The sequence below is a fragment of the Dysgonomonas gadei ATCC BAA-286 genome (assembly GCF_000213555.1).
Lineage (GTDB): Bacteria > Bacteroidota > Bacteroidia > Bacteroidales > Dysgonomonadaceae > Dysgonomonas > Dysgonomonas gadei.
The window spans coordinates 15732-33941 of sequence record NZ_GL891992.1; the positions used below are offsets into that span (position 1 = coordinate 15732).

Sequence of the window (18210 nt, forward strand, 5' to 3'; positions counted from 1 at the left end):
CTTGCAATCCACACCATCAAGAAACATAATGAATAAATTCTGGCTATTTTTACTGTCAATATTCCTTTTACCGGATGCACTGCCTGCACAGCAGTTCTTTTTCAAAAAGTATCAGGTGGAGGACGGACTGTCCCATAATTCGTCATGGTGCATATTGCAAGACAGCTATGGTTTCATATGGTTCGGAACGAGCGACGGACTTAACCGTTTCGACGGCAGAAAATTTAAAGTATACAGAAATGACATACAGGATAGCTTTTCATTAGGCAACAATTCGGTACAGGCATTATTCGAAGATAAAAACAGGGATATCTGGATAGGCACCAGCAGCGGCATGTATGTGTATGACCGGAAAGGAGACAGATTCAGGCATTTCGACAAAAAGACACAATATGGTGTTTCTATCAGCGGAGAGGTGCGGAAAATAATCAGAACTAGCAAAGGACTTATCTGGATAGCAACTCTCGGGCAAGGTCTTTTTATATACAACCCCGAAACGGATACTCTGATCCAAAATAGCCAGCAAACATCATTTGCATGGGATATATGCGAAGACAACTCTTCCCTGATCTATTCTTCTTCGTTGCAGGAAGGACTGATATGTTATGATAAAGATGGTAAATATATAGAATCGTTAGCATTGTTCCCTGATAAAAAAGATCAGGGAAACCTAAAAATAAACTGTATACAAACTATTGGCGACAAGGTCTGGTTCAGTGTGGGAACAAATAATCTGGGAGTGCTGAACAACACCACAATGCAGATATCTTATTACAGCAGCAATCAGAATATAGGAACTATAAGAGCCATTTCTCAGTTTTCGGAATGGGAGCTTCTCGTTGGCTCGGATAATGGTTTGTATATATTCAATATACAACACAATGAATTTATACGCATCGACAATCCTCTGGACCCGCGCAGCCTGAGCGACCAGTCTATCTACAGTATATTAAAGGATGTCGAAGGCGGCTTCTGGATTTCCACGTATCTGGGTGGAGTAAATTACCTGCCGCAACAAACAAAAGTATTCGAATATTATAGCCCCACCTACATACCTTTACTGAGTACGGGTAAAGTAATCAGCCGCTTCTGTGAGGATAAGGACAGAAATATCTGGGTGGGCGCGCAAGACGGCTTGAAATTCCTTAATCACAGGACACAGCAGCTGGACACACACACGATACCCGGAAAAATACAAAAGCCGGATGTCCGCTCCTTATTGTTCGATGATGAAAACTTATGGATAGGAACCTATGCCGAAGGACTGAAAGTATACAATCCCGAAACAAGGAAAATGACGGAATATTATCACGCCAGAGAGTCGTCTGTTACAATCTGCAGTAATGATGTCCTGTCCCTTTACAAAGACAGCAGGAACGATATCTATATCGGTACCAGTTGGGGACTTTGCAAATATAACCGGACAAAAGATAATTTCGAAACTCTCAATTTTGTCGGGACTATGACTTCCGTTTCGGACATATTGGAAGATAATGAAAACCAATTGTGGATAGCAACCTCCAACTCCGGCGCATTCCGGTATAACCCTGAAAACAATCAGTGGAAGCATTATACACATGGCGAAAAAACATCCAATTCAATAACAAGCAATGCTATAATCACCCTCTTCAAAGATACAGAAGGCAAAATATGGTTCGGTACAAATGGCGGCGGCTTATGTTATTTTAATGCAGATACCGGGTTGTTTACCGATTTCGACTCCCGGAACCAAGCCTTACCCAACAATGTTATTTACTCTATAGAAGAAGACAATCAGGGAGATTTCTGGATATCGAGCAATGCCGGATTACTAAGAGTAAATCCTCAAAATAAGACAATCAGAAAACTGTTCACACAAGAAGACGGTCTGCAAAGCAATCAGTTCAATTATAAAGCCTCCCTGAAAGCCAGTACGGGGAAACTTTACTTTGGAGGTATTAACGGATTTAATGCCTTTTACCCGAACGAGTTTAAAGAAAACAACTATATCCCTCCCGTTTACATTGTAGATATCAGATTGTACAACACTGACGAGACTAAGAGCAAAGAACTACTGAACTTGTCCGAACCCATATATATGGCAAAGCAAATAGCCTTACCCTATGACAATAATAGTATTATTCTTGAGTTTGGCGCTCTTAGCTACGAAGAACCGAACAGAAACAGATATATGTATATGCTGGAAGGATTTGACAAGGACTGGGTAAATAGCGAAAATTCAAATATAGCATCTTACACGAACCTGCCTCCCGGACAATACACCTTCAAAGTAAAGGGTGCGAATAACGACAATAAATGGAATGAACAAGGTGCAAGTATCAAAGTAAGAATTTTACCCCCTTGGTGGAGGTCTGTACCTGCATATATTATTTACGCATTATGCATTATCACTTCTCTTTTCTTTATTATCAGGTATTTCATCACCCGGTCGGACAGAAAACTAAGCCGGCAGATGGAGGAATACCGTATAGAAAAAGAGAAAGAGGTCTATCAATCCAAGATAAGCTTCTTTGTTAATCTGATACACGAAATCAGAACCCCTTTGAGTCTGATAAAGTTGCCTTTGGATAAGTTAACGGAGAAACGGCACGAAGATGCAAAATCAGCTAATTACCTGACGGTGATCAACAAGAATGTAAATTATTTACTCGACATCGTTAACCAGCTTCTGGACTTTCAGAAAATAGAAAATCAAAATATACAACTTACGCTTAAAGAGGAAAATATAAATAGCCTTCTATTGGAAATATACACTCAATTCACCCATTCGGCAGAGTTGAAGAATATCGACCTGAGTATTTCACTACCGGAAAATGAGATATTCGCTTTAGTCGACCGAGAAAAGATTATGAAGATCATCGTTAATCTTCTGGGTAATGCTATCAAATTTACAAAGTCAAGGATAGAACTTCATCTCGAATCTTTTGACGACCACTTTGAGATAAGTGTATCTGATGACGGACCGGGCATTCGCGATGAAGAAAAAGACAAGGTCTTCGATGCTTTTTATCAAACGGGAACAAAGAGCAAAACGAATACAGGAACAGGTATAGGATTGGCTTTCTCTAAAATGCTGGCGGAAAACCACAAAGGTAACCTGTCATTGAGCGATAATGCCCGGGGAGGAGCATCGTTTATTCTGTCCATTCCTAAATTATATGACGAAGAGGCTCTCTTAGAATCTGTTAAAACAGAAGAAGTTTTACAATCATCCGAAGTCATAGATACAGCAATCAATGTGACCTCTTCTTTCAAAGATTTCACTGTTCTATTGGTAGAAGACAATATAGAATTACTCGATATGGTTGCCGATTCGCTAGCCCCTTTCTTCTCTATAATGAAATCCGGCAACGGAAAAGAAGCCTTAAAAATATTATCTGAAAATAACGTCGACCTCGTTGTAAGCGATGTGATGATGCCCGAAATGGACGGTTTCGAATTGTGCAAAACCATCAAATCCGACATTAGCTCCAGCCATATACCTGTTGTCTTACTAACAGCAAAAGTAACACTCGATGCGAAGATAGAAGGTATGGAATATGGTGCAGACGTATATCTCGAAAAGCCTTTTTCAATCAAACAGTTGCACAAGCAGATAGAAAATCTCCTGAAACTCAGACTATCTCTCCAAAAAATAATTACGACATCTCCTGCCTCCTCAGCTATAGACATAGCTATGCCAAAGAAAGACAAGGAATTTATTGAGAGGCTCCATACTGAAATAGAAAAGCACATCACCGAACCGGACTTTTCTATTGACACCATCGCTGAGACTATGTTTATGAGCCGATCCAGCTTCTACCGCAAGATGAAGGGTGTCACAGGTCTGTCTCCGAATGATTACCTGAAGACATTTCGTCTGAATAAAGCGGCAGAATTGTTACGTGAAGGGGAATTACCAATCTCCGAGATATGTGAAAAAGTAGCATTCAGCTCTTCATCATATTTTGCAAAGTGCTTCAAGGCTCAGTTTGGAGTATTGCCGAAGGATTATCCGGGGGTATAAAAAGAAGGCTTATACAATTAATGAAAAGAACATTTTTATTTTTATCTTAGTACAACGAAAACTTACACTATAAATCAACTCATTAGCGAAGTTTTCGTTGTACTATTTTTAATTAAAAAATCATTATTATGGAAAATCAAGAACAGTATGCCAAAGGCAATAAATCTGTGGTTAGTATGGGAGAATGGCTTGTAACTATGCTTATAATGATCATTCCGTTAGTAAATTTCATAATGTTGTTCGTATGGGCTTTTGGGAGCAATACACCTGAAAGTAAGGCCAACTGGGCAAAAGCTCAATTGGTATGGATGGTAATAGGTATTATACTTGTTGTCATTTTCTGGGGCGCCATTGCCGCAATATTTGTCGGTGCAGCTTCGCGTTGAAAGAAAGATTTAACAGAGAAGTATGGAAGCCTTTGAAGAAAAGGCTTCTTTTTTTACCCCTGTTCGGCGTAGCGCCTTTCGCTATGTCGGGTTGTAAGCAAGTTCCCCGCTGCCGCGCGATTGCATCGCGTGGCAATCCCGCCCCCCAATTTACAACAGCAAAACTGATGAAATATATACCATCCGGATTTTTGAATTTAGAATTACGACTCATACTATCATCATTTTCTTTTTAATTATATATTACCACGCGATACAATCGCGCGGCAGCAAGGGGCGGACATCTTGTGCAACAGACACGGGACGTCCGCGCGAACTTCAAATTTATCAAAAAAACTTTATCTATATAAGAAACTAATTATTAAACATTAATATTTAAGTCTTATGAAGTATAAAGAAAAAACAGCCTCGGAGATTGTCCGTATGATAGAACAGGACTTGTGCAGCGTATCAGAAATCTGCAAATCATTTAAGATCAGCCGTAAAACATTTTATGAATGGAAAAAGACAAAACCAGAGTTCGGCGAAGCAGTAGAAGAAGCCATCGACCACCGCGAAGATGTGATGATAGCCTCGGCGCGGATAGGACTAAAGCAGTTACTTGAGGGGTACGTGCAGAAAAAAGAGAAAATCACCTACGTTCCCGACAAAAACGACCCGGTAAACGATGTGGAGAAATACCGCATAGTGGAAAAGAAATTCTGTCCGCCCAGCATCCGCGCCATAAAGTACGTCCTCGACCGTGAGGAAAGGAAGAAGGACAAAGACCGGTTACTGGCCTCGGCACGCCGTCCGCTGGTTATCGAAGTACAGGACGAGGAGACCAGGCGTCAGCTGATGATATTGCAGGAGAACGGCTTCCGTTCGGGCGGTTCGCTCAATCCGGAGGTAGTGGCGTCTGTGGACAGGAAACTGGAGGAGGAACGGAAAGTGAAAAGTGAAGAACTAAAAAATGAAGAACTAAAAGTGGAAAGTGAAAAATTAAAAGTAGAAAGTGGGGAAGAGCAAACGGAACAAGGGCAAGTTATGAAACAGATGCCTGTCGCACAATCATCTGCCACCCTGAAAGAAAGGCCTCTGCGCTACCGGAATCTTTTGCGAGGCTATTAAGTACTTCGAGCATATGTGTAACCTTTGTTACCTTTTATTTTTAACCACAGAGTAAACGGAGTAGCACGGAGTCTTTTTATTTACGGATGCTTCGCTTCACTCAGCATGACAAAGTTGGTTGTTCTTTACTACTAATTGTACAGAGTGTTACAAGTGTTACCTTTTTGTGTCTTTGCATCTTTGCAAGCGTTATCTCTCATCCCTGATTAAGATGAAGTTACGGAGTTTTTAGAAGAAAAAGTGATAATAAAAATTGTGTGAAAAGTCGTCAGGTTTGTCAGGTTTTAACTAAACATGGTTAATAAATATAAATAAGGTAATGAGTTACGAAATTGACTTCAGTATAACCAAGCGCAACATTGTTAACTGATGACTGCTAACTGTTCACTGAAACAAGTGTTACCTTTGTTACCTTTTAACGAGTAATCAGTCCTAAGCTGTGAGTAAAAAATGTTTGTAAATCTGCTAATATCGAAGTTTGCTGATCGAATTGACACATTAAAATAAAGGTATATGTTTTTTCTTTTCGAAAAAGGTCGTACTTTTGCACACTAACTAAAAAAGTTACAATTAATAAACTAATTCGATGAATTTTGTTGAAGAACTAAGATGGAGAGGTATGATACAAGAGATCATGCCGGGTACGGAAGAACAACTGCAAAAGGAACTGACTTCGGGCTATGTGGGTATTGACCCTACTGCCGATTCGTTGCATATCGGACACCTTGTGAGTGTGATGATATTGAAGCACTTCCAGCGTGCAGGGCACCGTCCCATCGCTCTTGTAGGCGGAGCAACAGGTATGATCGGAGACCCCTCTATGAAGTCTGCCGAACGTAATCTGCTGGACGAAGCTACTCTTCGCCACAATCAGGAATCGATTAAGAAACAGTTAGCTAAGTTTCTCGATTTCGAGTCTGACAAACCGAATGCAGCATTGTTGGTAAACAACTATGACTGGATGAAAGACTTCTCATTTTTGAATTTTATCCGCGACATAGGAAAACACATTACTGTAAACTATATGATGGCCAAGGATTCTGTAAAGAAACGTCTGAGCGGGGAAGCTTCGGAAGGCATGTCGTTTACAGAGTTTTCATATCAACTGATGCAGGCATACGATTATCTCCACTTATATGAAACATTAGGCTGTCGCATTCAGATGGGCGGTTCCGACCAATGGGGAAACATCACCACCGGGACAGAACTTATACGCCGCAAGGCTTCAGGCGAGGCTTTTGCCCTTGTTTGCCCGTTGATAACAAAAGCAGACGGAACTAAGTTTGGTAAAACCGAATCGGGTAACGTATGGCTCGAAAGAAGATATACTTCTCCTTACAAATTCTACCAGTTCTGGCTGAATGTAAGTGATGATGATGCAGAAAAATATATCAAAATATTCACGGCTCTCAGCAAAGAGGAGATAGAAGCATTGGTTATGGAACAAAAATCAGCACCACATCTTCGTCCGTTACAGAAACGTCTGGCAAAGGAAGTTACTGTTATGGTTCACTCCGAAGAAGATTATGATCAGGCTGTTGAAGCATCTAATATTCTGTTTGGCAACGCGACTGCCGATGCTTTGAAAAAGCTGGATGAAGAAACATTCCTACAGGTATTTGAGGGCGTACCCACATTCGATATATCCAAAGATGAGTTATCTGCCGGAATCAAAGTTGTAGATTTACTGACTGAAAACGCAAGTATGTTTCCATCGAAAGGGGAAATGCGTAAGACAGTACAGGCAGGTGGAGTAATGGTAAATAAAGTGAAAGTAGAGAACTTCGATGATATGATAGATTCATCATTTCTCATCGCCGGAAAATATATTATTGCACAAAAAGGAAAGAAAAACTACTTCCTATTGGTAGCTAAATAAAATTATTATTACTTTTGTACTCGCAAAAGTAATATTGTCTCATGGTGTAATGGTAGCACTGCAGATTCTGGTTCTGCCTGTCTAGGTTCGAGTCCTAGTGAGACAACGATTAATTCGGCTAATCAGCTGATTATCAATAATGATTTTCAGCTGTTTTTATTTTAGGTCATGAATATAGGCATAAAAAAAAGTATATCCATTTTATTGACGTTTGATTTAAAACAATAAACTGCATTTCATGCAGGGGTATATCCTATCGATGCCACTGCACAAATAACTGCATGGACAATCATCATTCCTATAGTCGTGGGTAAAATTCCCCATCATTTTATGTGCAAAGGGAGGATAAAGGTATTAAGAGACAAACATTGTCTATTTCATTGTTTAATCTTAGTCATTTCATATTTAGCATTACTCGCAACTATTATTCTCTATTTTTTAAGCATAAAAGAAAAGCCTCCCCGTTAGAAAAGAGAAAAGAAAGTGAACCGCCTTTCTTAGAATATAGGTGGTTCAACTATTGGAAGCTATTCTTCACTATTTTATTTTCATCACTTTCTCACGCGTCACATTACCTTCTTCGTCAGTTTTTTCCAGAATATAGATACCTGCATTAAGGGTTGTATTCTGAATGTCGAAATTGATCGCCTTATTCTCTTTGTAAACAAGCGACCCTGTAGGGAAAGGGTAGATGCGGATGGCGGCAATCAAGGCTGTTATGACTCAAAACGAGCTTTTGCATTGAATGACATCCATAATCAGATCAAATAAGAACTTGACTTGAATAGTGATCGAAAGCATATCCTGGCATTTGTTCCGTCGATAGATGAAGCGATCCAATTTGCGCAAGAATATCCGAATTCGGCAGCCATCTACTCAGGCATGCACGATTCGGAACGTGAACGGGTGATCTCCGAATTCAGGAAAGGAAATATCCGTGTCATATTCAATGTGCGTGTTCTCTCTACAGGGTTTGACTACACTAAGATAGATTGTATTATTCTAGGTATCTCAACAGCTTCTATCGCTCTGTATTATCAGATATTAGGACGTGGTACTCGTATCGATGATGAGAAAGAGCCCCTAAAAAGCAGTTCTAATATTGGCAAACCTCTTGAGACAATGCCTTTCGGAAAGCATAAGGGTGAAAACTTTAAGGATATCCCTAAAGAATACAGGGAATGGATGCTCAAATCATTCGATTGGCATGCTGCTAATATGAATCTGAAACAGGCTATTGAGGGGAGCTTGTAAGAGAAAGAGGCTTTTGTTGAACGTTATTATATTTTAAATATAAAATGGTATGCATCGATATTAAGCCTCTGTCTGTTAACGAAGCATGGCAAGGTAAGCGATTCAAAACAGAAAAATATAAGCAGTACGAAAATACCTTGCTCTGGCTATTGCCTAAAATAAAAATACCCGAACCACCCTATGAGATTCACTTCAAATTCGGCTTCAGCAACTCCCTTTCGGATTGGGATAATCCGGTAAAACCAACTCAAGATATCTTAAGCAAGAAATACGGTTTCAACGATAAACTTATACGAAAGGCTATCGTTGAAACCGAAATTATAAAGAAAGGAAAAGAGTATATTGAGTTTGAAATAAGAAGAATTGGGTAGGTATATTATAGATAAACAACCCTGCCGATGATGATACCGGCAGGATTTTAATTATTGCTGCGCAGGACACAGTTTATAAACCTACTTGAACAAGAGGGATTGTTCATCATCTTTCTTATTCAAGCCTGAGCCTTTATTTTAGTCTGACAGAGGCAACGAGCCTATACCGAACAGGGAGTATTTATAACATCTTCATCAAGTTTACCAGCAATAATCCCTTTAATTAAGTCATTAATAGTGAGTGTTTTTTTTATAATTTTCTTTTTCAATTTTAGAAACTCTAATATAGGTGTTATAAAATCAAATCCTTCAGCTTTAAAATAATCTGCGGCCATAAAATTTGAAACATCTACATTAAAAGACTTTCCATATTCAATTAAAAACTCCCAAGCTTCATCCCCTGTTATTCCCAGATCTTCCTCAATTCGGCTATTCTCGTCTATGGTTTCATTGGAGCCATATTTTTTAGTGATAAAATATGATATTTTTGTTAATAGTATTTTTTTTTCATTCATAAGATAAATTTTCAAATCGATTTACCATGCTAATCCCCATGGACCGGAGGGGATTGAAATTAATACTAGGCGAAGCAGATAATCCTCTGTACAAGTAAAAGATATAATTATTTTACTTTTCTATATTCTACATCTTTCCATATTATACCTCCTTTTATTATACGGGCATAATCACCTTTTATATAGTATTTATCAAAAAAGGAATTATCTATTGCCGTTAATTTAATGATAACATGGTTCATTCCTTCAGTAATTTGATGTTCAGTAGAAGAATAAAATAGAATACCATAATATAAACCTTCTGGATTATGAGGGGTTAAATATTTGCCTGGAGAAATAGAAAACAGAATGGTTTTCGTATCTAATGGTAACATAATACTATTTCTATTACAATCATAATCCAAATTATAATTTTTAAAAGTATTTGTTAAAATAGATATTTCCAAATTCGTTTTGTTATATGGGATTAAAAATGATACATTTAGACTATCGATTAGTGATGAAATATTTTGCTGTGTTATTTTCAGTTCTTTGTTAACTGTAATATAAGGTGATACTGAATTTAATTCAATAAACTCAGAATCAATCCTTTTTACATTACATTCAGCTAATAACTTTCCAGGAACTCCTGGACTATCTGGAGTTGTTAGCTTTAACACCTCTCCCTTAATTTCCAATTGATTACCAAGCTCATCATTAAAGATTCCTGATATATTATTCTGCCCATAAATAGGCATAATAGAAATAAACGAAAATATAATAAATAGTGTTCTCATTTTAGCGATTAATTAATTTCTGTTGCTTCTTTAAAAAGTTAGAATACTCTTTAGCGAAAGGATATACTAACTTTCCATTATCACGTATATCCCCCACGGAATGAACATCAATACCTTGTAAACCATTATTAGTTTTTCCTGGATAAGATTTATCATAAGAATACTGCATTTGGTATGCTTCAACTTCCATACCACTCATTCGTGCATACCTACTACTAGCCGGAGACTTTATACCTGCATTTAATAGTTCTCCATTTGGTGAAAATTGTAATCCCCCTGTATCGAGAGATTGTCTTACATGGGTAACTTCATGAATAGATAGACCATCGGATGAGGTCTCAATGTATACTTTATTGTCACTGCCTAATCTGACTTTATGTTGTCCACCTGATATTGAACTTAGAGCATAAGTATTATTCTGATCATTACCTAACAGATCTATATCATTTTTCGCTTGATCTAAATTCTTGAAACGATCTAAGCCTTCTTGAATATTTCCAGCTAATTTGGTTATACTTTTTTTATCTAATCCGCCCTTAAAGATTTTAGCTAAATCCTCTCCCACTCGTTTACTTATGCTATTTTGAACTTTACTAATATTATCTTTTAATTTTTGAGCCTCTTTAGGATCATCCCATATCATCCCTGTCGGATCTGTCCTTCTCAATGGATTATTACCACAATATACATACGGACTCCAACTATAATACTTCTCCGCCAACGGATCTACACTAATAAACCTTCCTAACGCACTCTCATAATACCTTGCACTATAATCATACAGGTTCAACCCATGCATCATATCCAGCTCTTTATTATTGTACTTGTACGGCTGCTTTCCCTGCTCGGCCAGAGGCGTATCGGCAAAGGACATACCGAAAGGATAGTAGTGGTTCCTTTGTATAACAGTACCACCGGCATTGGCTACAACCCTGTTGTTTCCCAAATGGTCGGTCAGGTAGTAGTAATATACTCCACCCTCAATGTATCCTCCGTCAACCAGTATCCGGGTTTTATTCGTTATTGTAGAACCGCTCTTTACCGTTTCATAGATGATATTACCAACATAATCCGTATTCTTATAGTCAGCCAATCCATCGTTGGTCGGATTGGTCGCATTAGACGGCGTTACCGTATAATTAGGATCGTATCGCTGCTCTGTCCTCAGCTTCACGCCTGAAGCCGAATAGGTGTAATAGTTCTTGGCCTTTACCGAAGAACTATTGATTATCATTTGCCTTGGTAAATTTAACGAATTATATTGAATTTCGGTTATCCCCTTATTCAAATCTTTATTCATCGCTCCATTGGCATTGTAGGTGTATTCGTTGGCTACATTACTGCCATTCTTAAAGTCCATCGATTCGGCAATGCTGATGGCTGCTGCCGCCTCATCTACTCTTGTCATCTGATTGCCGGCATAAGTCATTGTCAGGTTATCAATCAATCCGTATTTCGCGGCATCGATATTACCGTAACGTTGCAGGGTTTTCATATTCCCATGCTTATCATAGCTGTAGGCTGTCTGATAGATCGGTTTGGTTGGGGTGCTTGCATTATAAGTCTGTACGGTACCGTTGATCAGGTAAGTGGCTTTTGTCAGCCGCGACAGGTTGTCATAAACAAAGGCGTAACCGCGTGGATTGGTCTCGGTATTATGTTTCCAGCTCATTGCCGAGATATTACCATTGTACTGCTTGGCGCTGCCTCCGTAGGATTCATTATAATACAGCGTTTCGGTAAACAGCGGACTGGTGATTGATTTCGTCCACGACCTGATATTATAGGCATAAGTTGAATTCAGGTTCGCCTGTCCTCCTTTCTTATTTGTCTTTAGTCTTCCCAGTTCGTCATATGTATTTTCCGCGAGTGTTACCTGTGGTTTTACCGTTGTGCCGTCCGTTAACTGGTGAGTGGTGGTCAGCAACCTGCCTGCATGGTCGTAGGTGTAAGTATAGACTTCGGTCTGGGTGGTCTTGCCTGTGGCCGAGTGTATATACATCCTCTTGGTTGGTTGCCCGGTGAAGTTGTAAGCGATATGCTCTTCGTCAATACCGCCCAGATGGTTCGTCGAATTAATCTGAATGATGCGTCCGCGATTATCATAATACATTTTGGAAGCTATTTCCCCCAGGCTACCATCTGCCTTAAAGGTCTTGATACGGGTGCCGATAAGCAACCCTTTGGGGGTTCCTTCTCCCAGAGAAGGATGGATATACCGGTCTGAAAAACCGTCCTTCTTTACAAATTTCAACTTTTCCCTTAATGTTGCATTAAAATAATCATAATAGTTATCATAGTAATTCAGGGAGAGTGTCCCGGTATATGAAATCTCCGGAAGTGAGTTCCAGGTATATTCAAAGTTGCCGCCGGGCTTTTCTGTTACTACAATATTTTGACATTTGGCGATCAGCGCCTCGTGCGATTCTGTAGTTTTGTGTATTCCGGAGATTATTACCCTGCCAAATGCATCGTATTTATTAAACGTCCATTCATTAGGCAATTTTTTACGCTGTTCCCCATCCTGCGAGAAGATCAGACGGTCGGCCTTGTCATAGACATAGCGGACCCAATCGCAGCCGGGGAGCTTCTTTGATGTACAGCGGTTGCGGTTGTCATACATATAAAGATAGGCCAGGTTGCTCCGCATATAGCTGTTGTTGTTCAACTGGGCACTATTGGCTTTGACTGTGTCGGATGCCAGAGGTGGCAGGACGGCTTTCAGATTACCGTAATCGTCATAAATATAATAGGTGTCGTATTGTTTGGCGGATTCTATCTGTCGGGTAAGGATTACCTGTCCCAGTTTATCTTTAAACTCATAGCTGATATTCTGGTCTTCATCTGTTATTTTTGTAACATATAGCTGGCCTACACCATAATTGCCAGTCTGGGTCAGTGTGAGGGAAGCATCCGTGTCGGCTCGAAATAAAGCACATGACAATTCTCCGCCGGCTGTATTGGTCTGGTATTCTGTCTTGACTGCTCTTTTACCGGCATACCACTCTTTCCCCGGGCTGTATTGTTCAAGTACACGGTTCAGGGGAGAAGCTTCATAGACAGGCCTGCTGTAGGCGGAATCATTAGTGTAGGTAGTCATAGCTTTTGCTTTGTAAGTAGCAAAAGGCATATAGGATCCGTTATTACCTGATGCTACAGCCGGAAGCCAACTGTTTGATTCACGTCCGAAAGCATCGTATTCCTGGTAGGTGACAAGGTCGGCAGCATTGGGGGTAATGCCTCGCTGTACGGTTTGCATGGGACGTCCCAGGCCGTCGAAATATTGTATCTCGTCGAGATATGTAGTTCCGGCATCATTGGTATAAGTACGTGTCTGGAGGTAGTTCTGAGTAGAACTTTGAGAGTGTATGCCGCCTGATAAAAGCAGAACTATTATTATAGTAAGATAACATTTTATTTTCATAATCTTTTCTTATTTGTTTACATAGTTGTAATCATAATTCTGAATCGTTTTTTCAACTTCCACTCCGCTTGCATTTTTCTCCTTGATATATATGCGTTTTAGCCTGTTGAAAGTATCGTACTCATAATAGGTAGTAATGCCTGACGGATCTGTAGATTCCAGCATCCCTACTAAAGGTTCGTATATATAGGTAGTAACAAGAGAACTCATTAAATTCGAATGACCTCTCAGACTGTTTAATTTTGTTTTATCTATTTTTGTTAATGCAGATAAGGAATCTATTCCTGCTATTCCAAATACAGATGCAACAGCTGTGTTAACAGTCTCATAGCTGAAAGCGTTTTCAATTTTAGCAACAGGATATTGTCCTCCATATGACCAAAGATATACAACTTGAGCTCCTTCATTCTGAACTATATGTGTAGGATTTCCAAAAGAATCATACTCATCGTAAACTAAATTCTGATAAGGATAAATATTTTTGTTAATATTCGGGCAATTAAATGTTATAGGGTCTGCCTGATCTCCTTTATATTCTGATAAATATATTCTAAAGGGGAGAATTTTTTTATCTGTTTTGAAATAGTTATATTCAGTAAACCTACCTCCCAAGTACTTATTATCTATGAATACTTTCTCTTCTATAACATTAGAAATCATATTTTTATTTGACATATTTGAATATATATCACAATTAAAATCATTCGTATACATATATTTATGGAGTAAATTTCTTCCTGTAGACTCTATTATCCTTTTTTCTTTTAACTGGTACTTATCGCTATAGTTATATTCTTCTTTTGTTGTCAGGCCATCAATTGTTATGGTTTTATCTTTTAAGTAAACAAAATATGAATTTATTGGATATTTAACCATTTGAAGCCGATCATATCTCATAAACCAGTATTCTTGTATTGAGTCGTTTACTGTCATATCACAAGGGGTATGTATTAGATTTTCAGTCATCTGTTTCACGGTCCATCCGGAATTTTTATAAATTAAAGGTAAAGTGTTTATTCTATCATAAAAATCGAGACCAAAATGATAATGTTCTATTTTCTTTAAATAATTATAAGACTCTTTACGCAACAATTCTTCCTTGGAGTTATAATATTGTATCTCGGATTCTTTTCCGTTAAGAGGACTATCTAATCTTATAGAATATTCAGTGTATTCAGGTTCTTGGTTATTGAACCTATGAAGAATCTGCCCTATGGACGTATCTTTATTTATTTCTTTGACAAATGTATATCCAACATTAGGCATCGAACCATAAGGATTGGACAATAGATTATCTCCGGATATTTCAATTTTATCAGATTGGATACTAAATGATTCTGTCGCAGGAGGGCTATAATTTGGGTAGCATTTCCCAAGAAAATCATATGTGTCTCGATAATGTTTTATAAACTGAAGTTTGTTGTGTAAAATTCCACTACTTTTTCCTGTTAATGGGTCAGCATAAGTATAATGAGTATATTTTAACCTTTCGGTTTTACTCGGGGAGTTATAAAAGTTAATCTCTTTTATCCTTAAGCCTGCTCCAGGAGATTCTACTTTATCTTTCATCGGATAAGCATATTCTGCTCCAAGTTGGATCTTAGCCTCTCCTCCATGCTGTTCTCCAAATCGATCTGGCAAATCAACAATAATGTATCCTCCTTTATTTAAGGTTATTCTCTTTTCAAATTTCAGTTCGTCTTTTTTTATTGCACCATAATTTGTTTCTTGTATATGTTGTGAATAACATAGATTTTTTAGCTCCTCAGATAAATCAATTTTAGAAGGACCCTGATTAATATAAGCTTTGAATTCGGCCATGTCAGCCCATGTCAGCTTAGATCTATTGGGATATCCTCTGGTTAATAATAAACTGATAGTCATAGTTACTTCTTTATCCAGAGTGAAAAATTTATTTTTATTGGATGGGTATAGATCATCTGGAGCAAAAAAAGAATTATCATCATATATCGACATCTTAGTTGAAGGAAAACCGTTCTTCACTTCTTCTAAAGTTGGTATTTTGTAGTCTATAAACGTATTTGGTTCATAAATGAACTCTGTATATCCACCTGTCGGATATTGAATACCTTCCAGAATTCCAGATTTACTACTTTCAAAATCAGTTGCTCTTAATGCATAATTAAAGGTTCCACTATAAATAGCCGGTTTCTGTATTTTTTTATAGCGATTATGATTATCAAGGCCATATTCATGCCACATAAGGTTTTCCATATCTGGTATTAATGTGGCATTTTGATTCTGATTATTACTATATCCCCAATAATCTTTCGCATATGAATCTTTCCTGGGTAATTTATTGTTATTATAAAAAAAACGATAAGTCTGCACAGGTTGGGAATTTTTATCTAGAAAAGAAAAGGATAATAGCCGTAATCTCTTAAGAAAAATATCTGATGTATGATGATTAGGTATTTGATTCGAAAAATCTTTGGCCCAATAATAGCTATCCGTGCCTCCTGCATCAGCCTGAAGATAATCATAGTTGAATTTATATTCAAAAACCGGAGTTGCAGGAGCATTTTTTGATAGTATTTTTATTTTATCGAGCTTTTTCCCATTGAGTTGATCTAACCTCTGACTCGTCTCAAAAGTTACCAAGTTATTGGTTGTTTCTATTTTTGTTAAATAAAACTCTTCGTTAGATGATATGCTTAATGTCTTCGATAACTCAGACTTACTCGGATTCATTTCTTCATTAATGTGTTTTGTGGTTTCTGGTTCAGTTGTCTGAATAACATGACTTGCATTATAGCGATTACATACAATCGAATCATAGTAATAATTTACTTTCTGTCCATTTGGATATATACTTTTGGTCAAGGTATATGTCTCGGATGTTACACCCCGGTATACGACAGGGTCATGCAACAAAGTTGAACTGAAAAAATCAAAATAATGAATGATTCCATTAGGAGTAGTGATTTTAAATTGATATAATCTATTACTCGCATCTGTATAAATCTCAATCTTGGTATTATCATTTCGATCAAGTATATATGCATTATTATCTCTATAATCTATAATAAATTTACCTGCACCTCCCGGATAAGAATAATAGAATATATCAGGTTTATATCTACCTTCATCAATGACTTTTCTAAATTGAGGTTCACGAAGATACCAGCTAAATGCTTTTCTGGTATCTAAAGACCAAGGCCCTTCTACTATGTAGTCCACTTTATAAAGATCATCATTAAAAACATTCATTACATTGGTATAATATTTTTCTAAATCGGGACTTTTTTCTTTGTCAAATAATCCAATAGAATTACGTGTTATAACTCCTCCTACATTTAAATTCCAACCTAAACCTATCCAGCTGGCTTCTTCGTCAACCTTAATACCCGAAGAGTTGTATCTGATATTAATAGGAATTTCGATCATTCCCTCATGTAATGTATATATTGGAATATTAATGTCCGGAGTTCCGCTATATATGCTTACTGGATTATCAATAAATTTATTGAAAGATGCTTCGTTGGGGGTTTCTATCTTCAACAAGTCGATAGATCTATTAACAATGGCTGTTTCTGCATCTTGACTATAGTTTTCTAAAACAAACAGCATTAATATAAAGGACAGAATTATTTTTCTCATGGTTTGCTATTTTACTTTTTAATCACGACTTCATTAACACTCACTCCATTTACCATAATCCTCAATACATAATTCCTCGAATACAACCCCAAACAATCAATTGTTTCATAATAACTACCTACAGACTTTTTTTGTGTCTTTATCTTCTTTACCGGCATACCATCTATCGAATACAACTCAAAGGATACATCGGCATCCACTTTTAATTCATATTCCAGATTCATAACCGATACTACAGGATTGGGATATATCTTACAGGTCATTATATCTTCCATAGAAATTGTTTTTACCTGTTCTTGCAGTTCCTCCTGTTTCTTATCCATATCCCATACCTCTTCCTGCAAAGCAAGATTTTCAGGATCAGTATCCAGATAAAGGTGGTCTTGTGGCGGATAGAAAAAGGCTGTAGAAAAGATTTCCGTACTGTCATTTATGTTAATATTCCTCACTGTCTCAAATACCGGATAACGATAGCCTTTACTGTACCAGCGGCAGGTCTCGAGCTGTTTGCCCTGATCGCCCGTCTCTATGCCAGATGAACCTTCTACAGGGGTATTCAGGATGGTTTGTATTGTCTTTACCCGAAGTACAGGACTTAACGTATCTCCCGAAGGCAGTATCATCTTACCATAAGCATCAGCTGCGGTAACCATTGTGCCATGGGTCTGTATAGCCACTGTACCAGAATACAAACCTTTAGAGGTATAATCCGAGCTAATCGACTGACTGTAATTCAGCGGATATTGCATCAGTATCATAGGGTTGGTATATTTCAGTTCGACAACGGGGTTTTCATGCCCGGTCTGTAACAGGGAATCATGTATCATCCGGTAATAATACATTGTATTATGTTCTGTACCCACAATCA

At 38.0% G+C, this 18210-nt stretch carries 12 protein-coding genes; 6 read left to right on the top strand and 6 right to left on the bottom strand.

What is annotated here, in order from left to right:
• Nucleotides 1–28 precede the first annotated feature (28 nt).
• The 4 genes from HMPREF9455_RS18945 (at nt 29) to tyrS (ending at nt 7381) form a co-directional block, all read left to right on the top strand.
• Nucleotides 29–4006: a hybrid sensor histidine kinase/response regulator transcription factor gene (locus tag HMPREF9455_RS18945; protein WP_006801375.1), complete on the top strand. Its 3978-nt coding sequence runs from the start codon at nt 29–31 to the stop codon at nt 4004–4006.
• Nucleotides 4007–4134: 128 nt separating this feature from the next.
• Nucleotides 4135–4392 carry a hypothetical protein gene (locus HMPREF9455_RS18950; RefSeq protein ID WP_006801376.1) on the top strand — a complete coding sequence of 86 codons (258 nt, stop codon included), beginning with the start codon at nt 4135–4137 and terminating at the stop codon, nt 4390–4392.
• Nucleotides 4393–4776: 384 nt separating this feature from the next.
• Nucleotides 4777–5502 (top strand): helix-turn-helix domain-containing protein, encoded by a 726-nt coding sequence (locus HMPREF9455_RS18960; RefSeq protein ID WP_006801378.1) that lies wholly within the window; start codon nt 4777–4779, stop codon nt 5500–5502.
• 586 nt (nt 5503–6088) lie between these two features.
• Nucleotides 6089–7381, top strand: coding sequence for a tyrosine--tRNA ligase (gene tyrS / locus HMPREF9455_RS18965; protein ID WP_006801379.1), 1293 nt, complete (start codon nt 6089–6091; stop codon nt 7379–7381).
• A gap of 537 nt (nt 7382–7918) precedes the next feature.
• Here tyrS and HMPREF9455_RS21475 read toward each other — a convergent pair.
• Complete coding sequence (locus HMPREF9455_RS21475) at nt 7919–8092, bottom strand: T9SS type A sorting domain-containing protein (RefSeq protein ID WP_157256611.1); 174 nt, start codon at nt 8090–8092, stop codon at nt 7919–7921.
• A 69-nt stretch (nt 8093–8161) separates the two neighbouring features.
• Here HMPREF9455_RS21475 and HMPREF9455_RS18975 point away from each other — a divergent pair, with 69 nt between their 5' ends.
• Nucleotides 8162–8635, top strand: a complete 474-nt coding sequence (locus tag HMPREF9455_RS18975; protein ID WP_006801380.1) for a DEAD/DEAH box helicase — start codon at nt 8162–8164, stop codon at nt 8633–8635.
• Between the two features lie 44 nt (nt 8636–8679).
• Entirely contained in the window at nt 8680–9006 is a 327-nt protein-coding gene (locus HMPREF9455_RS18980) for a hypothetical protein (protein WP_006801381.1), read from the top strand.
• Between the two features lie 161 nt (nt 9007–9167).
• Here the strand turns inward: HMPREF9455_RS18980 and HMPREF9455_RS18985 are convergent, their stop codons facing one another.
• From HMPREF9455_RS18985 to HMPREF9455_RS19005, 5 genes are all read right to left on the bottom strand, one after another.
• Nucleotides 9168–9521 (bottom strand): DUF1493 family protein, encoded by a 354-nt coding sequence (locus HMPREF9455_RS18985; RefSeq protein WP_006801382.1) that lies wholly within the window; start codon nt 9519–9521, stop codon nt 9168–9170.
• A 107-nt stretch (nt 9522–9628) separates the two neighbouring features.
• On the bottom strand, nt 9629–10297 hold the full coding sequence (locus HMPREF9455_RS18990; RefSeq protein ID WP_006801383.1) for a hypothetical protein: 669 nt from the start codon (nt 10295–10297) through the stop codon (nt 9629–9631).
• A gap of 1 nt (nt 10298) precedes the next feature.
• Nucleotides 10299–13721 (bottom strand): DUF6443 domain-containing protein, encoded by a 3423-nt coding sequence (locus HMPREF9455_RS18995; protein ID WP_006801384.1) that lies wholly within the window; start codon nt 13719–13721, stop codon nt 10299–10301.
• A gap of 9 nt (nt 13722–13730) precedes the next feature.
• Nucleotides 13731–17342, bottom strand: a complete 3612-nt coding sequence (locus tag HMPREF9455_RS19000; RefSeq protein WP_006801385.1) for a hypothetical protein — start codon at nt 17340–17342, stop codon at nt 13731–13733.
• A gap of 11 nt (nt 17343–17353) precedes the next feature.
• Nucleotides 17354–18210 (bottom strand): T9SS type A sorting domain-containing protein (locus HMPREF9455_RS19005; protein ID WP_044216801.1); only part of this gene is annotated, 857 nt, incomplete at its 5' end.